The following is a 26,622-nucleotide window of genomic DNA, read 5'->3' as shown; positions in this document are numbered from 1 at the left end:
GGAAGATGAGCCTAAAGCAAAAGATCTTTTAGCCAAGATAAAAGATCATTTAAGTGATAAAGTAGATGATGTTCGCTTGAGTAAGAGATTAAAATCTAGTGCAGCTTGCTTAGTCAGCTCAGAGCAAGGGATGAGTATAGCTATGGAGAAGATCTTTAAGCAGATGGATCAAAATGTAGGCGCAGCCAATCGAATCCTTGAGATTAATCCTAAGCATAAAGTATTTTCTAAACTAGAAGGTATCTATAATGAAAATCCAGAATCAAAAAAACTTAAAGAGTATAGTGAATTACTTTATAACCTATCTTCATTGGTTGAAGGGTTGACACCAGAGAATCCAGTAGAGTTTGCTTCTAAAATCACTGATCTAATGGCAGAAAATTAATAGATATCTTTGAACTTTGAATCTTTAAAAAGGTATATCTTTAAATAAGAAGAGCTTGATGGTCTCTAGAGACCATCAAGCTCTTCTTATTTATTATAAAGAATATTATTTAATCTCTCTTGGGGATTATGAAACTTTACTTCACTCGCCTCAAAATCTTCTGGATTATACTCTCCACCTAACCATTCTAAGATATGTTCATGCTCTGTATCTTCTGGATCATTAAGTATATCTAACATATCATAATACCCAGAAACACCACCACAATCTTCAGGCGGACAGGCTCTCTCACCTGCTAAACAACGAGGATAATCTAACTCCTCTTTAGCAGGATAAATACCTTCAAGTTCTACAGTATGTTCCCAACAATCACCAAAATCATAATTATAATCTATCATCTTATTTTTCATAGAAAGATAATCGCCTATTTTTTCTTCCCATCCAGTAAGGATATTATTAGCAAAGTCCTGATGGGGAATACCAATCTCTCTACCTTTTACTCTAAACTCGTGCAAATGATAATCCAACCAACCCATAGCATCTTGAATTGCTACATGCAAGTCCCAGAAGGTATAATCATCGGGAACCTCTATCCTTCTCCAGATTAGTGGTTCTATACCTTTTAAACTTATCTTAAAACGGTAAACTTGATTATAAGACCTACCCATTCTCTCCATAAACGTATTCCTCAAAGAATTAATCGCACAATACGATTCTAACTTTAAAATTGGTATCCTATTATTCTTCTGGTTTAACTTAATCATATCCTTAGAAGATACAACTGAAAACTCTTCACTATAATATTCAATATAACTTTTAAGGTAATTTATTTGACTTATGATGCTTCGACTATAGGTTTTAGAATATTTTATTTCGCTCATATTCTCTAGATAGTTATCAATATAAGAATCCTTAATTCCCTCTGCTCTAAAGTTGTCAATGATAGCATTAACTGCTAATTGATTGAAGTTCTTGAAATCTGCTTTCTTTAAACCATATAAAACAACAGAATATCTAGTCTTAACATTCATTAAAACTACTGTCTTTCTTCTGTTAATAGTAAATAGATGCGCATGCCAGTTATAAAAATCATCTCTGGTTGCTTCCTCATTCTCTTCAAGTTCGAAGTCAATCTCTTTTTTTAACTTAGCAGTACAATTAATAGTTAACATTTTACACCCCTTTTTCTTTCAAGTCTGTAACTTGCCGAGTTGAGCCAAGAAAGTTTCCCCTTAAATTAGGGCGGAGATGAATTGGCTATTTAAAAGTAATTCAACATTACTTTTAAAATCAATCATTTTACATATAGGAATTTCAAATCAACAGATACTTGTACCTTATATATAACGGCTTTCTTTCTCCATCTGTTTCATCAATATTAAACCTTTTTATCTTATTGCCATATTGATCATATTCATATTCATACCAGTACATTACAAATCTATTTCCACTGTCATCAACTCTAGTCGATTTCACTCTATTATTATGACTATCATATTCGAATAAATATTTTCTTATTAACATGTCATCTTCCTTAGCCCTATGTGTTAGGATAGTTGTCGTATAGATTAAATAGTGTATAATATAATTACGACAATAAACCTAAGGAGTAGTGATATGGGAAAAAAGAAGAAAAAATATCCCAAAGAAGTTAAAGAGTCAGTGCTTAAAAGATTAACAGCCCCAACAACTGATACAGTTAAAAGTTTATCTAAAGAATTAGGTATACCTAAGACAACAATATATGAGTGGAAAAGAAAAAACAATAAAAAAACTAACGATCCTAAACCAGTTAACAAGTGGACTACTAAAGATAAGTTTCAAGCATTACTTGAAACAGCATCCCTTACAGAAAGAGAAATAGCTCAATATTGTAGAAGAAAGGGAATCTATGTTAATGATATAAAGAGTTGGGAAGAACAGTTTCTTAAAGCTAATACCTCTAATTTAGAAGATCCACAAGATTTAAAAAAAGACCTAAAAAAAGAAAAAGATAGAAATAAAAAGCTTGAAAAAGAATTGATACGTAAAGAAAAAGCTCTAGCAGAAACAGCAGCATTACTAGTATTAAGAAAAAAAGCAAATGCGATCTGGGGGGACCCCGAGGAAGAATGATCAGTGATTCAGATCGCACTATGGCAGTAGAACTGATCGATGAAGCAAGAACTAACGGCGCTAGATTAAAACCAGCCTGTGAAGTGTTAAATATTAGTGAGCGCACCTATCAAAGATGGACTAAAAACGGAAGTGTAGAAAAAGATCGAAGACCAATAGTTAAAAGACATAGCCCTAAAAACAAGTTATCACAAGAAGAGCGTTTAGAGATAATTAGAACAGTTAATGGCCCTAAATTTGCTGATTTACCACCATCACAAATAGTCCCTAAGCTAGCAGATGAGGGGAGGTGTTTAGCATCAGAATCAACAATCTATCGAATATTGAGAGAAGAACAGATGAATACTCATAGAAGTCGATCTAAAGCACCTGTAAAAAGAGAAACACCAACACATATAGCTGTAGCTTCTAATCAAGTATGGACTTGGGATATAACATGGTTAAATGCTTCTATCAAAGGAGAGTATTATAAGCTTTATATGATAGTAGATATGTATAGTAGATTTATAGTCTCTTGTGAAGTATGGGAAACAGAAAAAGCAGAATACGCTGAATATTTAATAAAAAAGGCAACTCTATCTCAAAGTATAGCTGGAAGACCACTGGTGTTGCATTCTGATAATGGTAGTCCTATGAAAGCAGCAACTTTTTTAGCAACCTTAGAAAAGTTAGGAGTCCAAAGTTCCTTTTCAAGACCTCGAGTAAGTAATGACAATCCTTATTCAGAGTCACTTTTTAAAACAATGAAATATAGACCCCAGTACCCACATAGAGGTTTCTCTAATTTAGAAGAAGCCAGAGAATGGGTTGAGAAATTTGTTAAATGGTATAATTACACTTATTTACACAGTGGAATCAACTTTATAACACCATATCAAAGGCATTATGGTTTAGATATGAAGATAATGAAAAGACGTACTAAAACGTATAAAGAAGCCAAAGCAAAGCACCCAGAAAGATGGGCTAAAGAGGTTAGAGATTGGTCATTGCCTGAGTATGTATCATTAAACCCTATTAAAGAAGAAGAAATAAAAGGTTATGCTAATCAATCAAAAGATTGATTTTATTGGAATGAAAAATTTAAATGCGACAACTTACTTGACAAACACCGATAGAGAGTATATCAAATTTACCAATCGTATGTATTTTAGAGAGGTTACTGCTCAAGAGCAGGGAATAGAGTTATACGATAAGATGAGAGAATGTATGAGGATAGAAAGAGAAGTAGAGGCTTTAGATGGGGAGATAGATGAGTTGCATCAGTATGTAACAGTTGAGCAGGAGAGTAGAAGAAATAATTTATTGACTATAATTACAGTTATAGGAGCATTATTTACTGTTCCTAATTTTGCAATGAGTTTTTTTGGCATGAATTTAAAGAATTTTATTCATCCGACAAATGGATACGAGGGTATATTTGTTAGTAATGGTGTAATTGATTTTATGAAAAATATTTTTAGTACAGAATTAAAGTCTGTCTGGCAGTGGATAGCAATTTATTTTTCAATTCCTACTATTATAACAATTGTAGGTTATTTGGGATATAAAGGTTCATTAGGTGAAAAAATAAAGATTTTAACTAAAGTTATTATATGCGGAATTGGAGTTTTTTTAATTTTGTTCCCCTTAATAACTTTATTTATCTAAAGGAGTTGATTTAATGTCAAAATTAACAGTTAAATTAAAGCAACATACTCCATTAATTCATTTTCAAGCGGAGCAGGATGGAGCTACCTTGAGAGCAACGGAGTTAAAGCCGAAATTGGACAAGTTCTTGGTGGAACATGCATTTAATTATGATTTTAAAGAATACGAGAAATTTCTAGTTGGTGATTCTAATAGATATAAGAGATTTAAAGAGGGGGAGAGCGAAGAGGATAAGAAGAATCCTGCTTTTGATTATAAGGTTAGGATTAGATGCAATAATCTCAAAATAATAGATATTGATAATGAGTTAAACAGTTCTTCTTTTTTTGGAAACATAGGCAAGAAGCCATGGGAGAAGAAAATAAAAGCTGTATTTACTCAAGAAGATATTATAATAGATTTTTTTGCATTTAAACAAAGTTTATTAGATAAAATTGAAGAATATATCAATTTATTTTTTACTATAACTAATTTCGGGACTAGGCAAAATAAAGGTTTTGGCTCTTTTTATATTAATAGTTGTGAAGAAGATTTTTTAAGTAATTTAGAAAGAATAAGAGATAAATTTTTATATATTAAATATGATCCAATTAATTATAAAGAGTTGTTAGAGGATATATCTATAATCTATACTTTAATGAAATCTGGAATTAACTATCCTAGTCATCCAATGAAAACCTTAAAAGATAGGCACGGAAAGATTGTTTACAAATTTAATGGTAAACCTAAAAAAATTCCTAATTATAATATAAAAACAAAAAATGCTTCATACCATAAGTCATTCTTATTTAAGTATATGGGAAGAAAGACGATAGGAAATGAAAAAAGATTTATTAAAGAAAATTTTTTTCAGCCATATGTAAGAATAGAAAAAGATGATATTGATAAAAAGTATGTACGAGGATTGTTAGGGATTTCAGATAGTATAAAATTTAGAGATGGAAAAAGATATGGAGAAGAAATTAGATATAAAAGTGATATCGACAGATTTAAATCACCTATTACTTTTAAAGTAGTTGATAATATTATTGCAATTATTCCTGACAAAATACCTGATGAAATTTTTGAGAAAGAATTTGTTTTTGAGCAACCATCTGGCAATAATCGTTTGAATGAAAAAAGAATAAGTACCCCTACAAAAGATGATTTTAACTTAGAAGATTTTTTATTTGAATTTGCAGATTTTTTTAATGAAAATTTAAAAGTTTCTGATGTTAATAATCCTTTAGAAAACCAATTAAGGAAAGCCAAACAAAAGAACATTTGTAAAGTAGGTGATAACAATGACTAAAAAATACATAGGCATAACCATTGGCCCTATTTATCATACACTTAAAAGTGCTAAAAAGACTGGTCAACTATGGGGTGGCAGTTATATCTTCTCTTATATAATGAAGAATATTATGAAGAAGTTTAAGGATGAACGAGACTTTATAGTTCCTTGTGCAAAAGATGAATATTTTGAAAAAGGATTAGGTGCAGGGTTATTTCATGATAGATGTATCTTTGTTGCTGAAGATGGAGATTTTGAGGATATCTCAAAGACAGTAGATGATATCTTGAAAGATATTGCAGGAAAGATTTCTGGAAGTATTGGTAAAGAAGAAGCTGATATCGAGTCTTATTTGCAGAAGTACTTTCAAATCTATTATCTAGAGAAAGAGCTAAGGGAGGATCAGAATCCAATCTTAGAATTATCCCCTTATCTTGATAGTTTAGAGCTTCAACCTAAGTTTATTCCTGAACAGGATACAGATGAAAGTTATCTCTTCAAATTCTTTGATAATAAGAAGATAAAGAATAGTTTTTTAACTGATGATGCTTTTGGGAAAGCGATGGAGATTAAATCTATTCCAGAGATAGCAAGTATGGATTTGGCAGATAAATTAACTAAGGATGAAGTTGATTCAATTAAAGAACCAGAGGAAGAGTTCTATAAGAAATTTTATGATATGTTAGAGTATAAGGAATATTTAAAGAAATATCATAAATATTATGCTATTGTCCAAGCTGATGGTGATAATATGGGGAAGGTTATAGAGAAGTTAAAGATAGATAATAATTTTGAAAGCTATAAAGATTTTTCAGAGAAGCTATTTAAATTTGCTCTAAAATCTACTAGGGAGATAGAGAATTATGGTGGTCTGCCTATTTTTGCAGGCGGTGATGATTTATTATTCTTTGTACCTGTTATTAATGGTGGGAGTAATATCTTTGACTTGATTAATAATTTAGATGATATTTATAAGGATACTTTTGAGAAAGAGATAAAAGAGCTGGAACAGAAGCCTTCTTTGTCTTATGGAGTGGCAATAAATTATTATAAGTATCCTTTATATGAAGCATTAGAAAGTGCAGGGAAGTTATTATTTGGAGAAGCTAAGAATTATAAAATGAAGGGTAAAACTAAGAATGCCATAGCGGTTAGGGTATTAAAGCATAGTGGACATTACTTTAATCTGACTTTGAATAAGGAGAGTAAGAGTTATAGTAGGTTTAGAAAGTTGTTGAAAGATTTAGAGAAAGACGACAAGTTCTTGAGTTCAGTTAAGTACAAGCTAGCTAATGAGAGGGTATTGATTGAAGAGATAGCTAGTGATAGTGATAAGTTAGAGAATTATTTTAAGAATAGTTTTAAGAAGGAGATTCATGAGAAGAATTCTAATTTGAAAGATGTTAGACTGTTAGTGGAAGAGGTTTATAGAGAGACAGATAAGGGTCAGGCTATGGAGTTAATCAACGGAATTTTGCAGTTTATAAGCTTTATAAGTGGAAAGGAGGGAGAAGAGAATGGAGAAGAAAAAGTATCTAGTTAGATTGAAGCCTTTAGGGAATTTCTTCTTTGGTGGGAAGGAGACCTTTGGTGAAGGGGTAGAGAGAAGTTATCTTGTAGAGTCAAGAGTCTTTCCTCAGCAGACTACATTACTTGGAACTATTAGAAAAGAGATATTGATGATAAAGGGGATATATAAAGAAAATTGGGCGGATTATAATTATAATGATAGAGAAAAGATGAGAAAGGTAATTGGAAAGGGCAGTTTTAATATAAATAAGTTTGAGCAAAATTTTGGTATGATAGAGAGTTTATCACCGGTTTTTTTAGCTAAAGGTGAGGAGTTTTATTTTAAGTTGCCTTTTGATTATGATCTTGAGTTTGAAAAAGAGGAAGAAGGAAAGAGTTGTTTATCAAATAAGAGGGATTTCATTCCTTTTTTCAAGGGTTATAATTCAAAAGATGGTTTACCGAATAAATTTATCAGCCTGAATATCTTGAATAATCAGCTAATAAAAAGTTTTGATGAAATTTTTAAAAAGGATGAGCAGATAGGAATCACTAAAGTACGTAATAATGATGATGAAGGCTATTATAAGCAGATATTTTATAGATTGAAGAGTGATTTTGAATTTGCTTTTTTACTACAAACAAAGAAAGAGTTAATTAAAGATGAATATAGTAATATTGTTTATATGGGGGCTGATTCTTCGGCTTTTAAGATTGAGATTAGAGAGTATGATAAAGATTTTGAGGAGTTATTTAGTAATAAAGCAGATGATAATAGAGTAGTATTAGTGAGTGATACATATCTGAATGAAGAGGCTTATACAGCGTTGTATGAAAAGGCTGATTTTGTATTAGGACAACCTGTTTATTTTAAGAATATGATACGTCAAAATAAGAATTATAAAAAGATAGAAAATCAATATGTCTTTTTAGAAAAGGCTTCGGTTATTTATGGAAAGGATAAAGAGACGTGTCAAGCGATAATTAAAGAGATCGAGTCTAAAAACTTAAATCAGATCGGTTATAATATTACAAATTATTTTGGAGAGGATGATAGTAATGGCAACTAGCAAGAAGGAGTTATATATAATTGAAGCAACAACTAACATGCATGTAGGGAGTGGAGATGCTAACTTTGGAGTAATTGATAATAAAGTGCAACGGGATGCACTAACTGATTTCCCTGTGATTAATGCTTCTAGCTTGAAGGGAGCATTAAGAGAGTTTTTTAGATGGAAAGAAGGAGTTAGCAAAGGTGAAGATACTGAACTTATAAAGTATATCTTTGGTTATGATAAGAAAGAAAATGACCAAGAAAATAAGAGTAAAGTTTTAGTTAATAATCAAGGACATTATAGGTTCTTTGATGCTAGATTATTAGCAATTCCAGTAAGGAGTAATAAAAAAGCTTACTACATGGCTATCTGTCCTCAGATTATAAAAGATTTTGAAGAATATCTTAAAATTTTTAATGGAGTTAAATGTGAATCTATTAAAAGTGACTTAGATAACTTAGAAAAGTTAGTTGTCAGAGATAAAGTAATTATTTTTGATGGAGATGATTCTACATTAATTGAAAATTATGAAGTTGAAGTTAATAAGGGGTTTCGGTTATCAGAAAAAATTAAGAAGATATTTGGGGAGGATATAGCTTTATTTAGTGATGAGATGTTTAAAGAGATGATAGAAGAGTTGCCTGTAATAGCTAGGAATAAGCTAGATAATGGTGAGAGTAAGAACTTATGGTATGAAGAGCTAGTACCAAGAAAGACTAAGTTTTATTTTGGAGTAGATAAGGGAACTAAAGAAGGAGAAGTAAATTTTAATAATAAGAAAGATAAAATTTCAAAACAAGAAATTAATAAAAAATTTGATAATATAATTAAAGATGATAAGATTCAAATAGGAGCCAATGCTACTATCGGGTATGGATATTGTGAGATAGAAAAGTTATGTGAGATAGAAAAGTTAGGTGATGAAAGTGAGTAAAAAGCGGATAGAAGAGTATATTCCAAAAGCTATAAAGTTAATAGAGGAAGAGAAGATTGCTAAAGAGGGGAAAGTTCCTAAGGAGTTTAATGGTTATATTGCTTCTTTTGGGGCTAGTATGATTCAAAGTGGTCTATTACCAGCGATTGCTTTCTATGAAGATGATAACTCCAAGTCTCAGAAGGAGCGTCATAAATTGATGAAGGTGATTTTAAGGTTGATTAGTGAAGGTGATGAGTGTTCTAGATTATTGGAATATGTTATTGATAATCAAGATAGTAAGGATAGCATAAAGAGAAGAGTCAAGGATGGAGCTATTGCTGTGAAGTTAGCAATTAGAACCTTTAAATTGATTGATAGTGGTGATAAAAATGACGAGGGAGAATAGTAATTTTCAAGGTGATTTAGGGTGGTTATTCTATAAAGGTTATTATAGTTTCTTTGGACAAGATGAGCACAAAAAGGTGTTAAAAGAGTTTTGGGATGCTAAAGATAGTAGTGATAAGAAAAGAATAAAAGATGCAGAGGATAGATTAAAGGAATTAAAGGAATTTATGGGTAAGCAATATGGAAAGAAAAATAATTTACTTAAGAGTTATAGATTTGAAGTAGCAACTGATGATAAAAAAAGAGAACTTAATAATAAACAAAGGTTAAAATTTAAAACAACATACCCCGGTTTATTAATAGGTAGTGGCTATAGTCATGAAACTAAAACAGATGGTGAGTTTAAGTTAGGCTTTGAATTTGATTATACTACTGGTTTACCAATTATACCTGGTTCATCGGTAAAGGGATTATTAAGGAGTGCTTTTCCAGTTGAAGGGGAGAGGTATGATGAAGAGAAAGAAGAGTATATTAAAGAAATATTAGAGAGTATCTTTGATAGATCAGAAAATAAAGTTAAATCTGATGCTAAAGAAGTAGATACATATATATTAAGAGATGAGATTTTTGAGGGTGTTGATGAGAATAGGGAATGCTTATCAATCTATGATAGGGATATCTTTTATGATGCAAAGATAGTAGAAAGTAGATATCGAGGTGGTGGCAAAGAGGATAAAGGAAGGATAGTAGGAGAGGATTATATAACTCCCCATGGAGATAATCCACTGAAAGATCCTACTCCATTAAAGTTTTTGAAAGTATTGCCTAATGTGATATTTGAGTTTGAATTTGATTTAAAGGGTAGCATAGTTTCTGATATTAAAATCACAGCTAAGGAGAAAAGAGAGTTATTTAGAACAATTGTTTTAGATTTAGGTATTGGTGCTAAGACGAATGTGGGATATGGTTATTTGGAAGATGTAGATTGAGGTTTGTTATAGAATTTATTTTATATTAATTATGATATAAGTTTTAATTACTATTATTATATGAATAACTAGGATTTATATCAGTACAAAACATCTAAGAATAGGAGGGGTTATTATGGCTAAATATTCGCCACAGACAGATTATTTTAAAGTTGCTAACAATTATAAAAAAGCTTATAAGGTGTTATTTTGGTTGATGTTTTCTTTCTCAGTTATATTCAGTTTCTTTAATAATAGTTTAGTAGTTACTGGAATAAGTATATTTGCAATTGTAATTCTAGCAATTTTAGATTTTATAGTTAGACATTATACTGAAAAAGCAGAAGAAGTAAGAAGAGCTGATTTTTTAGATAATTCTTTTGGAACTAAGTTTGTTCACAATCCTTCAAAAGAATATTATGATAATGATGGAGTTGAAGCTGGGTTATATAAAATGATAGTCAATGTATTTGAAAATTCATTATTTTCTATGGAGATATCAAGGAGGATGAAAGAACAAGAGTTAGTAAAAAATATAATATTTATAATAGCAGTAGTTTGTCTAGCTATATATGGATTTTCAAGAACTGCTATTGCATTGCCAATATTACAGTTGTTTTTATCTAAGATTTTTATAGTAAATCTAATCAACATTTGTAGATACCATAGTAAAGTTGAACAGATTTTTAACGAGATAAAGGCATTGTTTAATGAAGAGTTAGAAGATAATTCTCAAAATTTAGTTAAATATCAAGCAAATATTTTAAAGATATACTTAGCTTATGAAGCAAACATATCTAATTTAAAGGTTTCTCTAAATTCTAAAATTTATAATGAAATGAATGAAGAGTTGACTAAGAAATGGGAAGGGTTAAAGGTAAGATATAATATTAAAGAAGAGAATAACGGAAGTGATAATGATGAGTGTAAATAGTTATTTAACAGATTTAGCTAGTAAGCTAGTATTAAAGGGTAGTGAGAAAGCAAGTATTATTACCTCAATAGCAACCTTAGAAAAGAGGTTAACTTATTATTTTGGTAAAGATATTAAAGAACAGTTCTATTTTGGTTCATATACTCGCGGTACAATCTTACCGAGAAAAGCTGATGATAATTCCGATATTGATTATATGATAGTTTTTGATAATTCAAATAATTACAAACCTCAGACATATTTAAATAAGTTGAAGAGCTTTGCTAATAATTCTTATTCTACATCAGAGATTTTTCAATCGCACCCTACAATTGTATTAGAATTAAATCATATCAAGTTTGAATTAGTACCTGCTTACAATGCAGGTGGTATCTGGTTTAAAGACTATAAGATTCCTGCTCCTAGTAATATCTTATCAGAGTGGACTTTTACTAATCCAAATGGATTTAATGAATCTTTGACTCAAGCTAATAAAGGTAACAATTATAATATTAAGCCTGTAGTTCGCTTGATTAAATACTGGAATGCACAGAATGGTTACATATACAGGTCTTTTGAGTTAGAGCAGTCTATTATATATAATTCTAATCGTTATATCTATTATGGGTGTAGTAGCTTAAGGGATTATTTTTATAAAACGGTAGAGAATTTGTCGACTTGCGGTCTATCTCAGACTTTAGCAAATAAAGTTAGAAAACTGAAACAGAGTGTTGGTAAGGTGAAACAATTAGAAGAGATAGGATGCACAGGTGATGCTGAAAAGAGATTGAAGTCTATTTTACCTGAGTTGAGGTAGAAAGAAAGCTTACAGAACAAAAGTTAAGCTTAAAGAAGTATAGAATATATGATATAATTGATGAGGTATTATTTTTAAATGATGGAACTGCTGCTCCTTTAGATTATAAGTTTGCTAAGTATAAGGAGAGGATTTATAATACTTATAGATATCAAGCTATAATGTATGGGATGTTAATTGAAGATAATTATGATATTGAGGTTAATAGAGCTTATCTTGTCTATACTAGAAGTAAGGATAAATTAGTTGAAATTGAGATTAAAAAGGAATATTTTATAGAGGTGAATAGTGTTTTGCAGGAGATAATCAATATTGTAGGTAAGGGATATTATCCCAAAGGAACTTCTTATAAGAGAAGGTGTAGAGATTGTTGTTACCGTAATATTTGTGTTAAATAGAGATTCACTTGACTTAAAAGGTTAATTTTAGTAGAATAGTAGTAAAGTTGCTTAAAGAAAAGCCTATAAAATTATTGGTGAATAAATATACGGACTTTGATAAAGCTAGTCTTTGTAAGGGTTTATTAAGGGTGTAATTTGACGGCAAAATCGTGAAAAAGGGCTGTTTTGTATAAATATACGGTGCTAAAATGGGTGAGTTAGTGTATTAAGAAATGTTGATGAACCCTTGGTAGAATGGGGTTTGTTCTTCTTGACGGGTTTAAATCAACAGTCCACTATAATAAGGATTGAAACTAACCATCCCTTGAGCCACTTTCTCGCAGACACTTAGGTTTAAATCAACAGTCCACTATAATAAGGATTGAAACAGAGTAGATGGTGAGATGAGGAGTGATACATCACTGTTTAAATCAACAGTCCACTATAATAAGGATTGAAACAAAAGTGCTGCTGATTATATTAAAGAAAACCCTTTGTTTAAATCAACAGTCCACTATAATAAGGATTGAAACCAAAATTCAAAAAACCCAGCCCTCAATTAAAAGCAGTTTAAATCAACAGTCCACTATAATAAGGATTGAAACAATTGAAATTTTGGTTGTCTTTGTACCAAAGCGTAGCGTTTAAATCAACAGTCCACTATAATAAGGATTGAAACTAAAGATGGTGCTTCTTAGCTTTTTCTTTCCCCTTTTGTTTAAATCAACAGTCCACTATAATAAGGATTGAAACGATAACAAAAGTGAAGTTATTAGAATAGCATTAGAAGTTTAAATCAACAGTCCACTATAATAAGGATTGAAACTCATCTAATTCAGGGCTATTAATCAACTCTTTTCTATAGTTTAAATCAACAGTCCACTATAATAAGGATTGAAACTTCTTAAATTTGGTGTGTTGGCTTTTGTTCTTTTCTTGGTTTAAATCAACAGTCCACTATAATAAGGATTGAAACATAGAGAGCAGGCTGAGGAGTTAGAATCAATCACCAAGTTTAAATCAACAGTCCACTATAATAAGGATTGAAACTCCATCCTTTTTCTACCCATAGATCATAAGGCATCTTAGTTTAAATCAACAGTCCACTATCCTACAGGTCTTTAAAGGTCAAAAGACCTTCCGTGGCTGTAGTTAGAGAGTAGTTTAGGACGGAAGTTTATCTGACAGCCCATAAGGATTGAAATTTGTGTGTTCGTTAATTTTAATTAAACGGTAATAGTTTAAATCAACAATCCACTATCCTACAGGTCTTTAAAGATCAAAAGACCTTCCGTGGCTGTAGTTAGAGAGTAGTTTAGGACGGAAGTTTATCTGACAGCCCATAAGGATTGAAATTTGTGTGTTCGTTAATTTTAAATTAAACGGTAATAGTTTAAATCAACAATCCACTATCCTACAGGTCTTTAAAGGTCAAAAGATCTTCCGTGGCTGTGGTTAGAGAGTGGTTTAGGACGGAGTGGTATTTGACAGCCCACAAGGATTGAAAAATTAAGATTAAATCGTGACCAACTTCTTAGAAGGTTGGTCTTTTAATATTGTTAAAAATAGGATATAATAAAATTGATGAGGAGGTAGATGTAATGAAAATACCTTATGGAGTCAGTAATTTTGATAAATTAAGAAAAGACAATTATCTCTATATGGATAAGACTGAATATATAGAGATATTAGAAAGTTATGGGGAACCTTATATCTTCTTTTTAAGACCAAGAAGGTTTGGGAAAACTTTATTCTTATCCACTTTAGAGCACTATTATGACATAAATAAAAAAGGTGATTTTGATAAATTATTTGGTGATTTATATATTGGAGAGAATAAGACCAATTTGGTTAATAGTTATTATATCTTAAATTTTGATTTTTCAGGTATAAATACATCAACCAAATCTGATTTGCTGGAAGCATTTAATCAAAGGATCAAGGAAGGTCTAGATGAGTTTATAGATAGTTATGGTCTTGATTTTGAGTATAGGCAGGAAGCAACTATGCCTTCGATTATTTTTTCTTCTTTTTTAACTAAAGTTAAGTATAAGATAGATGGCAAGATTTATGTGTTGATAGATGAATATGACCATTTTGCCAATGAGTTGTTGAGTTTTCAGGTTGAGACCTTTGAAGAAACAATTACTAAGACAGGATTTGTTCGTAAATGGTATGAGATATTAAAGCAAGGAACGGCAGATGGGATAGTAGATAGGATCTTTGCTACAGGGGTTAGTCCGATTACTTTAGATAGTTTAACCAGTGGGTTTAATATAGCTAAAAATAAAACAAGAGATAAGAATTTAAATGAGATGATGGGCTTTACAGAAGAAGAAGTTAAGTATTTATTAGCTAAGGTGATAAATAACAAGGATAATAATAAGGAGCTTTTTTTAAAGTTAAAGAAGTATTATAATGGCTATTTATTTAATGAAAAAGCTAAAAAGAGGTTGTTTAATAGTGATATGGTACTGTATTATTTAGGAGAGTACCAAATAGATGGTAGTGAACCAAGTGATTTGATAGATACTAATATTTCAAGTGATTATGCTAAGATGAGAGAGTTATTTACTTTAAAGAATAAAGAAAGAAATTTCAAGATATTAGATGGAATATTAAGTGGCAAGTTACAACAAGCAGCAATTACTAGAGAATTTAGTTTGGCTAAGGAGTTTAGTTCAGAAGATTTCTTGTCATTGTTGTTTTATTTAGGGTTTTTAACTATAGATAGTTCCATATTGAATTTGATGAATTTAAAAGTACCTAATTATGTGATAAAAGAGCTTTATTTTGATTTTTTCGCTAAGATTGTAAAGGAAGATGTAGATTATGAAATCGAAACTGTAGAGATAAAAAAGAGTATAATTCAGATAGCACTAGAAGGAAGGATAGATAGTTTTATAGAGATAGTTGAAAAGACTTTAGATCGTTTATCAAATCGAGATTATATTAGTTTTGATGAGAAGTATGTTAAGTTGATTATGCTTAGCTATTTGATGTTAAGTAAAGTTTATTATGTTAAAAGTGAGTATGAGGTAGAGGATGGCTATATTGACATTGCCCTTTTAGAGAGAAGTGGAATTAAGCCAGAGTATGAAGGGATAATTGAGTTAAAGTATATTAAAAAAAGTGAGTATAAAGATAAAGATGAAAAAATAGTTGAAGAGAAGTTTAAAGAAGCTAAAGATCAGATATTAAGGTATAAGAAAGCTGATGAGTTAAAAGAGAGGAAGAATTTAAAGAAGTGGGTAGTTATTTTTGTGGGTGCTAAATGTATGAAGTCGGTTTTAATTGAAGAATAGTTAATGAAACTGGATTATGATATTTACTATTATTCTTTTGCGATTCACTTGACTTAAAAGGTTAATTTTAGTAGAATAGTAGTAGAGTTGTTTAAGAAAAGCTATAAAATTATTGGTGGATAAATATACGAACTTTGATAAAGTTAGTCTTTGTAAGGGTTTGTTAAGGGTGCAATTTAACGGCAAAATGGTCAAAAAGGGCTGTTTTGTATAAATATACGGTGCTAAAATGGGTGAGTTAGTGTATTAAGAAATGTTGATGAACCCTTGGTAGAATGGGGTTTGTTCTTCTTGACGTTTAAATCAACAGTCCACTAAAACAAGGATTGAAACGAGAAAGATGAGATAGAGGAAATATTAGAGTTACTTGTTTAAATCAACAGTCCACTAAAACAAGGATTGAAACCCTCTTGGAATTTGTTTCAAGAGTTAGAAAGTGAGCGTTTAAATCAACAGTCCACTAAAACAAGGATTGAAACTTACCAACATATATTTTTTGACTAGAAAGATCTAAAGTTTAAATCAACAGTCCACTAAAACAAGGATTGAAACGAAACAGAAGCAGAAGATTGGAGTTATGACTGGGGTGTTTAAATCAACAGTCCACTAAAACAAGGATTGAAACTTGGGAATAATGGTGTTAGGAAGTTTGTTGAAATAAGTTTAAATCAACAGTCCACTAAAACAAGGATTGAAACAAAAAAGCTGGTCGGGTTGTTAGAGATTCTTCAACAGTGTTTAAATCAACAGTCCACTAAAACAAGGATTGAAACGCAAATGTAGTTCTTAGGATTTTTTCTCTAGTTTCTAATTTTAAATCAACAGTCCACTATCCTACAGGTCTTTAAAGGTCAAAAGGTCTTCCGTGGCTGTAGTTAGAGAGTAGTTTAGGACGGAGGGGTATTTGACAGCCCATGAGGATTGAAATATTTAACTCTGCAAAACCGACAAATTAAGCACTCACATATTATTGTGAGTGTTTTTTTATATTTTATGAAGTTGTAAATTAATAGTACAATTACAATAATAATAACCAAAGCAGAAGGTATTTGCCATTGGGTGTCGAAATAGGACTATAAAGATATTAAAAAATCCCAAATTTATTTCTTGGGATAATCTAGCAAGTGAGGGGTGGCTTGATGAAGCAAAATGTTGTAATTTTATTTGCTGTTAGTCCTGTACAAACCTATATTTATCAATCAAGAAAAGTTAAAGACTTATTCAATAGTAGTGCAATAATAAAAAAGATTGTATCAATTGCTAAAATTAAATTAAAAATCAATGATGAAGCAGATTTAATTTTGCCAAAGATTAAAAATGATAATGTAAATAGTTCACCTAATTATTTTATTTTTGAAAAGGAAGAGAATGATTTTAAAGATATAGATGATAAGAAATTAAAAGATGATATTTTAAATGAACTTGTTAATAAGGTCGAAGAAAAGGTAGTTAAAGAGAATAAAAAGTTAATTTTAAGTCATTTAAAAGATCAATTTAGAATTTATTTAGTTAGTGAAGAGATTAGCTCTGAAGATAATTATAAGCAAGCATATGATAATTTATTTATTAAATTAGAAGATAAAAAGCGAGGTGAATTTGAAATTGTTTTAGAAGAGTTAGGAGATAAGTGTACATTATGTGGGATTAGAAATTGGAATTTTATAAATGAAGAGAACAATAGTATTGGTAAGAGATGTTATTTAAAGAAAAAGTTGAAGAAGGAAAAATATAATCAGATAGAAGAGGATAAGGAAACTTATAAGTGGATTATAGATAAATTAGAAGTGATAAAGTGTTCTAATTTAGATGAAAAAGAGGCATTATGTGCTTCTTGTTATTTCAAAAGATTTTTTGGTAATAAAAAGAATAGCCAAGCAGAAGAATATAACTCTACTGCTTATTATGCATTATATGATATTTTAAAGAAAAAACAGTTATTAGGATTATGGAAAGATTTTATTGAAAGTAAAGAAGAAAGATATAAGAGTAAAGATATATCAATTTTTAAAGAGTATTTTAAAAGCAGTAATAATGATGATAAAGAAGAATATAAATATTTATTGAATTTGACACAATATTGTTTAGTTAAAGTTGATATTGATAATCTTGGAAAGAAGTTTAAAAGTTTAAAAAGTGATGAAAAGTTAAAAGAACAAGAAAAATTATCAGCAAAATTAGTTGAATTTAATAAAGAAGTAGTTGCAGACTGTAAATTGAGGTCAAATGATAAAAATATAAAAAATATAGTTTATGCAGGTGGAGATGATATATTATTTTTAACCACTCCAAATAATCTTAAAAAACATTTGAATAAAATAAAAAAGAAGTTTAAAGATATTATAATTAAAGAATTTTCTGATTTAAGTTATTCTACAAGTATAGTGATAGCTCATTATAAATCTGATTTGGCTCATAATTTAAAGATATTAGATAGTAATTTAGAGTTGGTCAAAGAAAGATATAAGGATAAAGGAAAAGCAGGAATGATAGTTACTTGGAAGAATTCATCTAGTTTAATTAAGACTACTTACTTTAAAAATGATTTTTTAGAACATTTTTTTGGGATAAGAGATTACTTTAATAAAAGTGAAAAATCGTTTTATATCTCACCATCATTTATTAATTCATATCAAGAGATTATTAATAATTTAGGTGGAGATGATTATGCACCAGAGGAATTTAGTTTTGGATTCATGAGAATATTTGTAGGCCAGTTAGAACGAATATTAAAGCGAAAAATAATTACTAATCCAAATAATAATCTTAAAGATAATAGAGAAAAGAATAAAAAAAATAAAGAGAAGTTTATTGAAGAAGCTAAGGGTAAACTAGAAAAGTTTTTAAAGATTAATCTTGATAGAAGTAATGCTAAAGTAGATATTGATTTTGATAATTACTTCAATATCTTGTATATTGCAAATCAATTGGCCAATTTATCAACTGAATTAAATGGAAGTGATAATAATGAGTAAATTTATAAAGATTAAGCCGATGGATACACAATTTTTTAGAGATGGAACACCTTTTAAGGCGGGGACATCTAATTGGATACAGAGTATGTTAATTCCCAATCCCTCTGTATTTTATGGAGCTATCTTTTCAGCTTATTTGATGCAAAATAGTAAACAGGGGCTTGCGGAAAGGATATTAAGTAATAATCTAAAAAAAGAAGAAAAGAGAAATTATGAAGAAACTATAGCTAGGTATTTTTCAATTAAGAATATCTATCTCTATGATGAACGAGAGAATGAAATCTATATAAAAGCTCCTTTGGATATGCACATAGATGATGATAATTATGCTTATATAGATAGTTTAGAGAATGGATTATTGAAACCTAGAGCTAAGGATTATGAAAGTGTAGAGAATAAATTAATCTCTATGAATGCTTATTATCAATATATTCTTAAAAAAGAAGAAATTAAATTATATGATTTATCAAATTTTATATTACAGGATTATAAAGTAGGTATTGAGTTAAATTCTAAACGAGTATCTGAAGATAAACAGCTTTATAAGATGGATATTAATGAATTTAAAGATACTAACATAACTTATTTAATTGAATATGAAACTGACAATGGAGAATTTGAATTAAGAGATTATGGGTTTTTAAAATTAGGTGGAGAGTCTAAAGTTGCTAAATATAAAGTGGAAGATGACTTTAGTAATTATAAACTAAGAAGGTTAGAAAATAAGTCTGATGAAAAAATAGATAAGTTTAAGATGGTTTTTAAACAAGCTGTATTTAGTGATTTTATTGAAAGAATTAAAGACTTAGAAGAGTTAAAAATAATTAAGTTAATTACTGATAGAGCAAAGAGGGTTGGAGGATATGATTATAAGAAGAAAAGACCTAAAGTAATGAGAAAGGTTTATCAAGCGGGAACGGTGCTTTATATTAAGAGCAAAGAGAAGATTAGTATAGAGAAATTAACTAAAAAAATTGAAGAGTCACTTCAAGAACTTACTTATGAATATGAAAGTTTCAAAGGATTTAATAGCTTTGATTTAATAGAAGATAAGGGGGAACAAAGATGAGTAAGAGAGCTATAGTAATTTCATCAACATTTAATCAGATGATAAATTTTATTCCTATTATTGAGATGTGTAAGGATAGTGATGATAATTTTGATAAGGAAAAAATTAAGAATTTGACTATTTATAATCTTAGTGAAGCAGAGGAGAAAGAAGAGACTAGCGATAAATTTTTGTTTAGTAGATTTGATAATGGAATGTGGGATTCAAATTTGAAGAAGGTATTAAAAGAAGTTCTCGTAAATGGTGATATGGAGAATATTAAAATAGAGGATAAAAGTATAGAGAGTATAAAAGGAAACATTATAGTTAGAATTGAAAATGAAGATTATCAAGAGGTTGTTTTTAATATTACTGGAGGGCAGAGAAATTCTGTATTAGCTATGATGCAGGCTGGAAAAGAATTAAAGGAGAGTATTGATGATGTTAAACTGATGTATTTAGAAGGGAATAAAGCTAAGAAGCATATTATAGCGATAGATGATTTTTTTAATGGAGGAGATTGTGAAGAGGTAAAAAATTATTCTTTGCCTGAAGGTTTTAATATAGAAAATGCTTTGAATTTAATGGGTTATACTGTTAAAGATTCATCGACAGAGAATTTATTAGGTGAAGAAAATAAATATAAGTCTTATTTAAAGATAATAGATGATAAAGATAAAGAATTTATTTATAAATTAACCAAGTTGAATAAAAATAAAGTAACAGATGAAGAAGAAAAAGAAATTAAAAATATAAAGGAAGAATTAAGAAATTTAGTTACTAAGGATATAGAAGGTGATTTTAATCAAAGTAATCCTTTTGGTTATATCTTAGAGAAGATAGTTATTGCTAAGTTGGTGGAAGAGATAAAGGGAGATGCAAAATTGGAAGAACAGATTATAGATTTAAGGCATAATGTAAATACTTATGATAACCATCATATTGAAAAAGCTTATAATTCTTGTTCTTTTGAGCATGATATCTGTTTATTAACTAATTCGGGACAAGTAATTGCTTTAGAATGTAAGAGTGGAACAGCTAGTTCAGATACATTAAAGGCACGAAAATATACTGCTTATACCATTGGGGGAGCTTATGCAGTTCCAGTTTTAATCACACCATTTTTTAAAGAGGATATAGATGATTTAACACAGGATAACTTAAAAGAATATGAAAATATAAAGAGGACTCTTAGAGGAGCATTTAGAGCAAGGTTAGAGATTTGGGGATTAGATGAATTGAATAAAAAAGATGCTAAAAGTAAATTAAAAGAGTTATTGAAAAAACAAAGTTTATAACTAGGGGTTGATAAGATGTATGTAAACTGCAAAGGTTATTTTATCAAGGTGTTATCTCCCCTTCATGCAGGAACGGGAAGGGGTTATAAGGGGATTAGTTTAGCTATTCAAAGAGAAATTGCAAGTTCATTGCCTAAGATTGAAGCTACGGTAATAAAAGGAGCATTTAGAGAAAAATCCGAATTGGATAAAGATGAGATATATGGAAAAAGTGATAAGCGTTCCACAATATCATTTAATGATGCAAAGTTATTATTTTTTTCCTTCAGAATAACAGGAGGATTATTTTGTTTGGGGACTTGTCCATATATTCTTAAAAGATACTTTGAGGATGAATTATATAAGTTGTGCTTTAGAGAAGATGATAAATTTAAAAGAAGAATTAAATTAGTGGAAGAAGTAATTGATGCTTTAGATAGTTTAGATTTGAGTTTAGGTAAATATCTTAGTTTGCTAGATGATAATAGTGAAATAAAGAGAATTGAAGAGTATGATTTTAAAGCAGGAAGTTTGAAAAGACTAGAAAAAAGACTAGTAGAAAAGTTAGATGAGTATTTTAAAGGATATAAAGAGATTGTTGATATTGAGAAGATAGTTGTTTTAAGTAATAGAGATTTTAAAGAGCTAGTGGATTTATCTACTGAGAAGATATATAGGATTAAAATAGATGATAAGAAAATGACAACTGAAGATGGAAGCTTATTTTCTCAGGAGTTTTTGCCAGAAGAAAGTATTTTGTATGGAGTTATTTTTGAAAAGGCTAATCAAAGTAATAAGGAAATTATGAAGGAGTTTTTTAATAAACTTGAAAGAAGTTGCTTTATAGGTAGTGGGCGAGCAATAGGAAAAGGAAAAATTAAGATAATAGGTGATAAATATGATAAGTAGTATTAAGGATTTAGAGAGAAGAAGGGCATTGAGTGCCTATCAATTTATAACGAGAAAATTAGAAAAAATAGAAGAAGATGAGAATAAGAAAGATAAGAATAGTTTAAGAAGTTATTGTGTTAAGTTACCAACTATGATACTTAATAATAGATTATTAGAGACATTGCTGTTTTTTAAATCTAAAAAAGGGATACATCTAGATATATTTGAAGAGTGGAACAGTTATATTGGCCAAGTTGAAGAACTTGAAAAGGATGATTTAATGATAGAACTTATTAATTGTGAAGAGGATAATAATAAGATTAGTAGAATTTCTGAGGAAATATTGAGTTATTCTGTTTGGTTAAAAAGGACTGCTTTGGCTGAAATAGTAGATAATGAAGATGATTTGGAGTGATAGAATGGAAAAATTCAAGGATTATTTAATGTCAAATAGGAAATTGATAAAATTTGCTTATAAAGATATAGGATGTTTTAAAGGGATGGAAAAAAGTTTTTTAAGTAAGTTTTCAATGATGATAAGGAATAACGGAATCAAGAATGTATATCTTCATATTTTTGATAAGGCTCATAATAAGAAAAAGGATGAATTTAAAAATTTGGAAAGAGTTATAAGTAATAGGATTGAAGATTTTAAGAATACTGAGAATATCGAAAGTAGTCATTTAACTTATAATGTGATGAGATATTTTTATTATTTAGCTAAGTTAATGGATTGTGAATTAGATATGAGTTGTAAATCAAATAATGGTAAATCTGAAATCAAGTCGTGTTCTTCTGAGATAAAGGATAAGGTAAAGGATTTAAAAATCAATTTGAAAAAAGATGGTTTGAAACATAACTTATTCTATGATAACCACAATTATTATAGATTTGAAAAGAAAACTAGGAATGATAAAAAAGATTTTGAATTTGAATTTAAATTCAAAAAATATGAGCTGAAAAGAAAAGATGATGAAAAAAGTAGAGTTGAATTAAGAAATGAATTAGATAATATAAATAAGCTTCAGAATAAAATTTTAGAACAAAGTAAAGATAAATTACTAAAAGATAATGGTATGAGGTTTAAAATAAAGGATAAATTAATAATTGGTTTAGGGGAAGCAGATTACAGAGAAGTATCTATTAAAGTAGATCATTTAACAGGTATTCCTTATATTCCAGCTAGTACAATTAAGGGAGCTTTTAGAAGAATTTTTACTGAAGATATTTATCAGTCAGATAAGAAGGTTAATTATAAATTGAAAAGGTTGATTGAAACAGTTAAAGAAGTGGACGATAATTTTGATAAGAATACAAAGGATAATATAATATTGGAATATTTCAGAAAGTATTTATTTGGTTCAGAAGCTAAAGAAAGTGATGCTGAAAGAGGAAGTTTAATCTTTTTTGACACTTATCCAAATGGTGAGTTTAAGATTGAAACTGATATTATTACTCCACATTATGCAGAGTATTATAGTGATGGAAAAGCTCCGACTGATGATATAGATCCCAAAATAATAAAATTTTATGTTTTGACTGATACAGAGTTTAAATTCAATATGGTTATTAGTAATGATTTTAAAGAAACTAAAGATTATTTATATGATAAAGAGGTTAGAGAGTATATTAGTTCGTTATTTAGTTTATGTTTAGGCAATTATGGTTTGGGAGCTAAGAAGACATCAGGCTATGGCTTATTAGAGGAGGTTGATGAGTAAAATGTTAAAGGTAAAATTAAAGTGTAAATTACTTACTCCTTTAGTTATGCACGGGGCAGATAATAAATTAGAATTGCGTGCTACTTCGATTAAAGGTCTGTTGAGATTTTGGTGGAGAGCAGAGAATTGTTTTAGGTATGAGAGTATTGAAAAAATGAGAGAAGCAGAGGTTGAGATTTTTGGCGGGTCATATAAGGATGAAGAAGGAAATGAAATTCATCGAAAATCAAAAATCAAAATACAAATTATTAACAAAAACTTAAATAAAAAGCTAGCTTCAAAAGATAGTTGGAAAGAATATCAAGGAATACAGTACTTATTATATTCTTTTAGAGTATATAAAGACACAAAAAAATATTATGATATTGATAGTGAATTTGATGTTGTAATTTCAACTAAGGAATCAATAAGTTTATTACAGGATGTATTGAAAAGCTTTAAAAATTTAATGTTCTTTGGAGGACTAGGTTCACGAAGTAGAAAAGGTGCAGGGAATTTTGTAGTAACTGAATTTAAGGTTATTAATAAATTTATAGGAGGTAAAGTTTTAGAAGAGAACAAATTGAAAAAAATAAAGAGTTTATTTGATGGTAATTATAGTTTTGAAAATATAGAAAGAACTTTTAATTCTATAAAAGGATATGGAAGTTTAAAAGAATTAATTTCAAATATATGTTCTTGGGGCGAATATTCAAGTATTAAACAATTTAATATTCCTGGTGAACAAAATGAACCGTCCCCAATTTTGGATAAAATGGGTGAAAAGTATAAGGAATTTAGGGCTAGTAAAAGTAAAGGGGAGTTAGTTGGTTTTGGATTACCAATAAAAAAATTGAAGAAAAATTATCAAAATAACACTAATAGATTAGCTTCTAAAATTATATTTAAAGTAATGGAAATTAATCCTTTAGATAATGAACAGGAAAAAGAATACATAGGATATTTTGTTAAGTTAGGTGGTTATTGTTTTGATACTAAGGACAAGAAAAAAAGAAAAGTAAGCAGAAATGCTGAAAATACTTTGAAAGAATTTATGAATTCAATAGAGAGGAATGGCGAAAATGAATAAAAAGAAAGTTTTATATAAAGTATTATCACCTTTACATATGGGAAGTGGCTCAGAGTTAGGAATAGTAGATTTGCCGATACAAAGAGAAAGACATACTGCTTTTCCTAAGATGGAGGCTTCTAGTATTAAAGGGTCTATTAAGCATTATTTGAAGAGAAATATTGATGAAATTGAAAATTTATCAAATGAAGAACAGGTTGAAAAATTATTAGGTGCTGATGAGGATGTGAAGTCAATATCAGAGATAGGGATTAGTGATGCTAAGATATTATTCTATCCGATTTCATCTGCTAAGGGGGTATTTGCTTATATAACTTGTCCTTATATTTTAAATAATATAGGTGTAACAGTAGAGCTAGAAGATAAAGATGGACAAGTATTTAGTAAATCTAAAGTTGAAGATGGTGGTAGTGTGATATTAGAGAATTATAAGTTAAATGTAAGTCAAATAAATGATGAAGATAATATACTTAATGGATTAAAAGGTTTAATCAAAGAAGAAATGTTAAATGAAATTAAAGAAAGACTTGTTGTAATTAAAAATGAGTATTTTAAAACTTTAGTATTGAGTACAACTGAAGTAAATACAAGGATTAAAATTGATGATGATGGTTTAGTAGATAAGGAAACAGGAGGTCTTTTTACAGTAGAGTATTTACCGCGGGAGACTGTTTTTTATGGAGAAATCTTTAAGATACGGGGGAATAATGAATTAGATAAGTTTACAAAAATTATTGGAGGAAAGACAATTCAATTTGGCGGAGATAAGTCATTAGGTAAGGGGTTTGTGAAGCTTAAAGTTGTAGATGAAAGTTAATCTGATAGTATGAAAGGGGGTAGCTATGGAGTTAGTTTATATCTGGGTTGATAAATATAGAGATGAATTTATTAGGCAAGGGTTCAATTTTAGCAATGATATCTTCTATGAATTTGATTATGATAATAATGAACTAAAAGAAACGGATAAAAAGACTATAGAAAACTTATATAATTTAGATGGATTATTAGAGGAAGATAAATCAAAAATATCAAGTATCACTGGAATTATTGGGAAGAATGGAGCAGGAAAGTCATTGTTATTGAGGATGATAGTAGAAGCTTTTTTTGAGCCTAAAAAAAGTTTGTATGATAGAGTGGGAGCTGAAGTAGGAATAAATGGATTTGTGATAGTTAGAGATAATAATGAGGACTTAGATGCTTATATTTTAGGCTATGATGATACTTTTATAGATAGTGAAGAAGAAGGTAATGCAAAGCCAGATGAGATAGATAAAATAAAGAAAGCGTTAAAAGAAATAATAGCCGAAGAAAGAATAAAGGTTTTATCAAAAAAAGATGAAAATTTAGTTTTAAGTTTGAAAGAAATGAATTTAGTTTATTACTCTAATATATTTGATTATAGTACTCCCTCTATAAATTAAATTTATCTCACTCATGCTCACTTATTCTTAGAAATTTATTTTCTTATAAAAAAGTAATATGGATTTAATTATTAAAACCAATTAATATTTGGAATTGCAAGGATAAAGTAATCTAAAAACTTAACTATTATTTTTAAAAAATATGGTCGCTTATTGGAACTCCACATTTCCATGGTAGTTTAACCTCCCATATCTCTCAGGATCTATGTCCCTACATTCCTTCGTTCTACCTATCCATGGGTGGAGGCTGGATATGCTCCTCGACAGGGTCTATGCCCATATTGAAATAATTAATTCCAGCTCTTCCAGTCTTCCTTTTTCAAAGTACTTAATCTAAGAAAAACAAACATAAATAATTGATCTATATTATAAAATTTACATTCCAATAATTCATTTTAAATATCTTTAAGCAGCTCCCTGTAAATTTGAACGTTTGATATTTCTAAATAATTTTTCACCATCATACTTTTCTTTTTTCTTCCATAAAGCAAACAATATTCTAATCAATTTGCAACATAGAGCTACTAGGGATTGTTTTTTCTTTAAGGGGTTTTTAGAGCGTGTTGTGTAGTATTGATGTAGCTCTTTAAATTCA

General features: G+C 29.3%; 23 protein-coding genes, 3 pseudogenes and 2 CRISPR repeat arrays. Of the genes and pseudogenes, 23 read left to right on the top strand and 3 right to left on the bottom strand.

The window, feature by feature from the left end; translation table 11 throughout:
• Positions 1-385, top strand: a pseudogene (locus tag HALSAC_RS14990) (molecular chaperone HtpG); the annotation flags it as partial.
• An 86-nt stretch (positions 386-471) separates the two neighbouring features.
• Here HALSAC_RS14990 and HALSAC_RS17345 read toward each other — a convergent pair.
• Together HALSAC_RS17345 and HALSAC_RS0103795 are read right to left on the bottom strand one after the other, a co-directional pair.
• A complete protein-coding gene (locus HALSAC_RS17345) occupies positions 472-1,557 on the bottom strand; it encodes a plasmid pRiA4b ORF-3 family protein (RefSeq protein ID WP_211231298.1) in 1,086 nt (361 codons plus the stop codon).
• A gap of 142 nt (positions 1,558-1,699) precedes the next feature.
• Positions 1,700-1,909: a hypothetical protein gene (locus HALSAC_RS0103795; RefSeq protein WP_027339140.1), complete on the bottom strand. Its 210-nt coding sequence runs from the start codon at positions 1,907-1,909 to the stop codon at positions 1,700-1,702.
• A 93-nt stretch (positions 1,910-2,002) separates the two neighbouring features.
• On the opposite strand from HALSAC_RS0103795, the gene HALSAC_RS0103790 reads away from it, so the two are divergent.
• The 22 genes and pseudogenes from HALSAC_RS0103790 to HALSAC_RS0103685 all read left to right on the top strand — a co-directional run bounded on the left by HALSAC_RS0103790 (position 2,003) and on the right by HALSAC_RS0103685 (position 26,027).
• The gene (locus HALSAC_RS0103790; protein ID WP_027339139.1) at positions 2,003-2,500 is read left to right on the top strand and encodes a transposase; all 498 of its coding nucleotides are present in this window, start codon (positions 2,003-2,005) and stop codon (positions 2,498-2,500) included.
• Positions 2,497-3,561, top strand: a complete 1,065-nt coding sequence (locus HALSAC_RS0103785; RefSeq protein WP_027339138.1) for an IS3 family transposase — start codon at positions 2,497-2,499, stop codon at positions 3,559-3,561. The genes HALSAC_RS0103790 and HALSAC_RS0103785 overlap by 4 nt, the downstream gene beginning before the upstream one ends.
• Entirely contained in the window at positions 3,539-4,147 is a 609-nt protein-coding gene (locus HALSAC_RS0103780) for a CorA family divalent cation transporter (RefSeq protein ID WP_027339137.1), read from the top strand. Before HALSAC_RS0103785 ends, HALSAC_RS0103780 begins: the two co-directional genes overlap by 23 nt.
• Before the next feature lie 13 nt (positions 4,148-4,160).
• Entirely contained in the window at positions 4,161-5,438 is a 1,278-nt protein-coding gene (locus HALSAC_RS14985) for a hypothetical protein (RefSeq protein WP_051412068.1), read from the top strand.
• A complete protein-coding gene (cas10, locus tag HALSAC_RS0103770) occupies positions 5,431-6,963 on the top strand; it encodes a type III-B CRISPR-associated protein Cas10/Cmr2 (RefSeq protein WP_027339136.1) in 1,533 nt (510 codons plus the stop codon). Before HALSAC_RS14985 ends, cas10 begins: the two co-directional genes overlap by 8 nt.
• Positions 6,938-7,999: a type III-B CRISPR module-associated Cmr3 family protein gene (locus HALSAC_RS0103765; RefSeq protein ID WP_027339135.1), complete on the top strand. Its 1,062-nt coding sequence runs from the start codon at positions 6,938-6,940 to the stop codon at positions 7,997-7,999. Before cas10 ends, HALSAC_RS0103765 begins: the two co-directional genes overlap by 26 nt.
• The gene (gene cmr4 / locus HALSAC_RS14980; RefSeq protein ID WP_051412067.1) at positions 7,989-8,918 is read left to right on the top strand and encodes a type III-B CRISPR module RAMP protein Cmr4; all 930 of its coding nucleotides are present in this window, start codon (positions 7,989-7,991) and stop codon (positions 8,916-8,918) included. The genes HALSAC_RS0103765 and cmr4 (HALSAC_RS14980) overlap by 11 nt, the downstream gene beginning before the upstream one ends.
• Complete coding sequence (locus tag HALSAC_RS16325) at positions 8,911-9,306, top strand: type III-B CRISPR module-associated protein Cmr5 (protein ID WP_051412066.1); 396 nt, start codon at positions 8,911-8,913, stop codon at positions 9,304-9,306. Before cmr4 (HALSAC_RS14980) ends, HALSAC_RS16325 begins: the two co-directional genes overlap by 8 nt.
• Positions 9,290-10,234 (top strand): type III-B CRISPR module RAMP protein Cmr6, encoded by a 945-nt coding sequence (gene cmr6, locus HALSAC_RS0103750; protein ID WP_035571256.1) that lies wholly within the window; start codon positions 9,290-9,292, stop codon positions 10,232-10,234. The genes HALSAC_RS16325 and cmr6 (HALSAC_RS0103750) overlap by 17 nt, the downstream gene beginning before the upstream one ends.
• Positions 10,235-10,349: 115 nt before the next feature.
• Complete coding sequence (locus tag HALSAC_RS0103745) at positions 10,350-11,147, top strand: hypothetical protein (RefSeq protein WP_027339133.1); 798 nt, start codon at positions 10,350-10,352, stop codon at positions 11,145-11,147.
• A complete protein-coding gene (locus HALSAC_RS14970) occupies positions 11,131-11,943 on the top strand; it encodes an SMODS domain-containing nucleotidyltransferase (protein WP_211231297.1) in 813 nt (270 codons plus the stop codon). Before HALSAC_RS0103745 ends, HALSAC_RS14970 begins: the two co-directional genes overlap by 17 nt.
• A 35-nt stretch (positions 11,944-11,978) precedes the next feature.
• A pseudogene (cas4, locus tag HALSAC_RS16320) lies at positions 11,979-12,341 on the top strand (CRISPR-associated protein Cas4); the annotation flags it as partial.
• 260 nt (positions 12,342-12,601) lie between these two features.
• A CRISPR array of direct repeats spans positions 12,602-13,373; the repeat unit is 37 nt; unit sequence GTTTAAATCAACAGTCCACTATAATAAGGATTGAAAC.
• Between the two features lie 551 nt (positions 13,374-13,924).
• Positions 13,925-15,628: an AAA family ATPase gene (locus HALSAC_RS0103730; RefSeq protein WP_027339131.1), complete on the top strand. Its 1,704-nt coding sequence runs from the start codon at positions 13,925-13,927 to the stop codon at positions 15,626-15,628.
• 296 nt (positions 15,629-15,924) lie between these two features.
• A CRISPR array of direct repeats spans positions 15,925-16,401; the repeat unit is 37 nt; unit sequence GTTTAAATCAACAGTCCACTAAAACAAGGATTGAAAC.
• A 366-nt stretch (positions 16,402-16,767) separates the two neighbouring features.
• A complete protein-coding gene (locus tag HALSAC_RS0103725; RefSeq protein ID WP_027339130.1) occupies positions 16,768-18,600 on the top strand; it encodes a Cas10/Cmr2 second palm domain-containing protein in 1,833 nt (610 codons plus the stop codon).
• Positions 18,578-19,669 (top strand): type III-B CRISPR module-associated Cmr3 family protein, encoded by a 1,092-nt coding sequence (locus HALSAC_RS0103720; protein ID WP_084804313.1) that lies wholly within the window; start codon positions 18,578-18,580, stop codon positions 19,667-19,669. Before HALSAC_RS0103725 ends, HALSAC_RS0103720 begins: the two co-directional genes overlap by 23 nt.
• On the top strand, positions 19,666-20,946 hold the full coding sequence (locus HALSAC_RS0103715) for a hypothetical protein (protein ID WP_027339128.1): 1,281 nt from the start codon (positions 19,666-19,668) through the stop codon (positions 20,944-20,946). The genes HALSAC_RS0103720 and HALSAC_RS0103715 overlap by 4 nt, the downstream gene beginning before the upstream one ends.
• 15 nt (positions 20,947-20,961) lie before the next feature.
• Positions 20,962-21,834 carry a type III-B CRISPR module RAMP protein Cmr4 gene (gene cmr4, locus HALSAC_RS0103710; RefSeq protein WP_027339127.1) on the top strand — a complete coding sequence of 291 codons (873 nt, stop codon included), beginning with the start codon at positions 20,962-20,964 and terminating at the stop codon, positions 21,832-21,834.
• Positions 21,824-22,231 (top strand): type III-B CRISPR module-associated protein Cmr5, encoded by a 408-nt coding sequence (cmr5, locus tag HALSAC_RS0103705; RefSeq protein ID WP_027339126.1) that lies wholly within the window; start codon positions 21,824-21,826, stop codon positions 22,229-22,231. Before cmr4 (HALSAC_RS0103710) ends, cmr5 begins: the two co-directional genes overlap by 11 nt.
• A gap of 4 nt (positions 22,232-22,235) precedes the next feature.
• Positions 22,236-23,537 carry a type III-B CRISPR module RAMP protein Cmr6 gene (cmr6, locus tag HALSAC_RS0103700; protein WP_027339125.1) on the top strand — a complete coding sequence of 434 codons (1,302 nt, stop codon included), beginning with the start codon at positions 22,236-22,238 and terminating at the stop codon, positions 23,535-23,537.
• A gap of 1 nt (position 23,538) precedes the next feature.
• Positions 23,539-24,606, top strand: a complete 1,068-nt coding sequence (gene cmr1, locus HALSAC_RS0103695; protein WP_035571253.1) for a type III-B CRISPR module RAMP protein Cmr1 — start codon at positions 23,539-23,541, stop codon at positions 24,604-24,606.
• Positions 24,599-25,423, top strand: coding sequence for a type III-B CRISPR module RAMP protein Cmr4 (gene cmr4 / locus HALSAC_RS0103690; RefSeq protein ID WP_035571251.1), 825 nt, complete (start codon positions 24,599-24,601; stop codon positions 25,421-25,423). The genes cmr1 and cmr4 (HALSAC_RS0103690) overlap by 8 nt, the downstream gene beginning before the upstream one ends.
• Positions 25,424-25,448: 25 nt before the next feature.
• Positions 25,449-26,027: a hypothetical protein gene (locus tag HALSAC_RS0103685; protein WP_027339122.1), complete on the top strand. Its 579-nt coding sequence runs from the start codon at positions 25,449-25,451 to the stop codon at positions 26,025-26,027.
• Positions 26,028-26,432: 405 nt separating this feature from the next.
• Here HALSAC_RS0103685 and HALSAC_RS17340 read toward each other — a convergent pair.
• Positions 26,433-26,622: pseudogene (locus HALSAC_RS17340) on the bottom strand (IS110 family transposase); the annotation flags it as partial.

The sequence above is a fragment of the Halonatronum saccharophilum DSM 13868 genome (assembly GCF_000517025.1).
In the GTDB taxonomy this organism is placed as follows: domain Bacteria; phylum Bacillota; class Halanaerobiia; order Halobacteroidales; family Halobacteroidaceae; genus Halonatronum; species Halonatronum saccharophilum.
The sequence above is the reverse complement of the archived record's forward strand: the minus strand, read 5'-3'. Positions and strand labels throughout refer to the sequence as shown.

Bases quoted from the DNA above. Each gene is read 5' to 3' on its own strand.
- cas10 (WP_027339136.1), top strand. From the start codon at position 5,431: ATGACTAAAAAATACATAGGCATAACCATTGGCCCTATTTATCATACA.
- HALSAC_RS0103725 (WP_027339130.1), top strand. From the start codon at position 16,768: ATGAAGCAAAATGTTGTAATTTTATTTGCTGTTAGTCCTGTACAAACC.
- HALSAC_RS0103730 (WP_027339131.1), top strand. From the start codon at position 13,925: ATGAAAATACCTTATGGAGTCAGTAATTTTGATAAATTAAGAAAAGAC.
- HALSAC_RS14985 (WP_051412068.1), top strand. From the start codon at position 4,161: ATGTCAAAATTAACAGTTAAATTAAAGCAACATACTCCATTAATTCAT.
- HALSAC_RS0103790 (WP_027339139.1), top strand. From the start codon at position 2,003: ATGGGAAAAAAGAAGAAAAAATATCCCAAAGAAGTTAAAGAGTCAGTG.
- HALSAC_RS0103720 (WP_084804313.1), top strand. From the start codon at position 18,578: ATGGAAGTGATAATAATGAGTAAATTTATAAAGATTAAGCCGATGGAT.
- cmr6 (WP_035571256.1), top strand. From the start codon at position 9,290: ATGACGAGGGAGAATAGTAATTTTCAAGGTGATTTAGGGTGGTTATTC.
- HALSAC_RS0103685 (WP_027339122.1), top strand. From the start codon at position 25,449: ATGGAGTTAGTTTATATCTGGGTTGATAAATATAGAGATGAATTTATT.
- cmr1 (WP_035571253.1), top strand. From the start codon at position 23,539: ATGTTAAAGGTAAAATTAAAGTGTAAATTACTTACTCCTTTAGTTATG.
- HALSAC_RS0103765 (WP_027339135.1), top strand. From the start codon at position 6,938: ATGGAGAAGAAAAAGTATCTAGTTAGATTGAAGCCTTTAGGGAATTTC.
- HALSAC_RS0103715 (WP_027339128.1), top strand. From the start codon at position 19,666: ATGAGTAAGAGAGCTATAGTAATTTCATCAACATTTAATCAGATGATA.
- cmr4 (WP_051412067.1), top strand. From the start codon at position 7,989: ATGGCAACTAGCAAGAAGGAGTTATATATAATTGAAGCAACAACTAAC.
- cmr6 (WP_027339125.1), top strand. From the start codon at position 22,236: ATGGAAAAATTCAAGGATTATTTAATGTCAAATAGGAAATTGATAAAA.
- cmr5 (WP_027339126.1), top strand. From the start codon at position 21,824: ATGATAAGTAGTATTAAGGATTTAGAGAGAAGAAGGGCATTGAGTGCC.
- HALSAC_RS17345 (WP_211231298.1), bottom strand. From the start codon at position 1,557: ATGTTAACTATTAATTGTACTGCTAAGTTAAAAAAAGAGATTGACTTC.
- HALSAC_RS0103795 (WP_027339140.1), bottom strand. From the start codon at position 1,909: ATGTTAATAAGAAAATATTTATTCGAATATGATAGTCATAATAATAGA.
- HALSAC_RS14970 (WP_211231297.1), top strand. From the start codon at position 11,131: ATGATGAGTGTAAATAGTTATTTAACAGATTTAGCTAGTAAGCTAGTA.
- cmr4 (WP_027339127.1), top strand. From the start codon at position 20,962: ATGTATGTAAACTGCAAAGGTTATTTTATCAAGGTGTTATCTCCCCTT.
- cmr4 (WP_035571251.1), top strand. From the start codon at position 24,599: ATGAATAAAAAGAAAGTTTTATATAAAGTATTATCACCTTTACATATG.
- HALSAC_RS0103785 (WP_027339138.1), top strand. From the start codon at position 2,497: ATGATCAGTGATTCAGATCGCACTATGGCAGTAGAACTGATCGATGAA.
- HALSAC_RS0103780 (WP_027339137.1), top strand. From the start codon at position 3,539: ATGCTAATCAATCAAAAGATTGATTTTATTGGAATGAAAAATTTAAAT.
- HALSAC_RS0103745 (WP_027339133.1), top strand. From the start codon at position 10,350: ATGGCTAAATATTCGCCACAGACAGATTATTTTAAAGTTGCTAACAAT.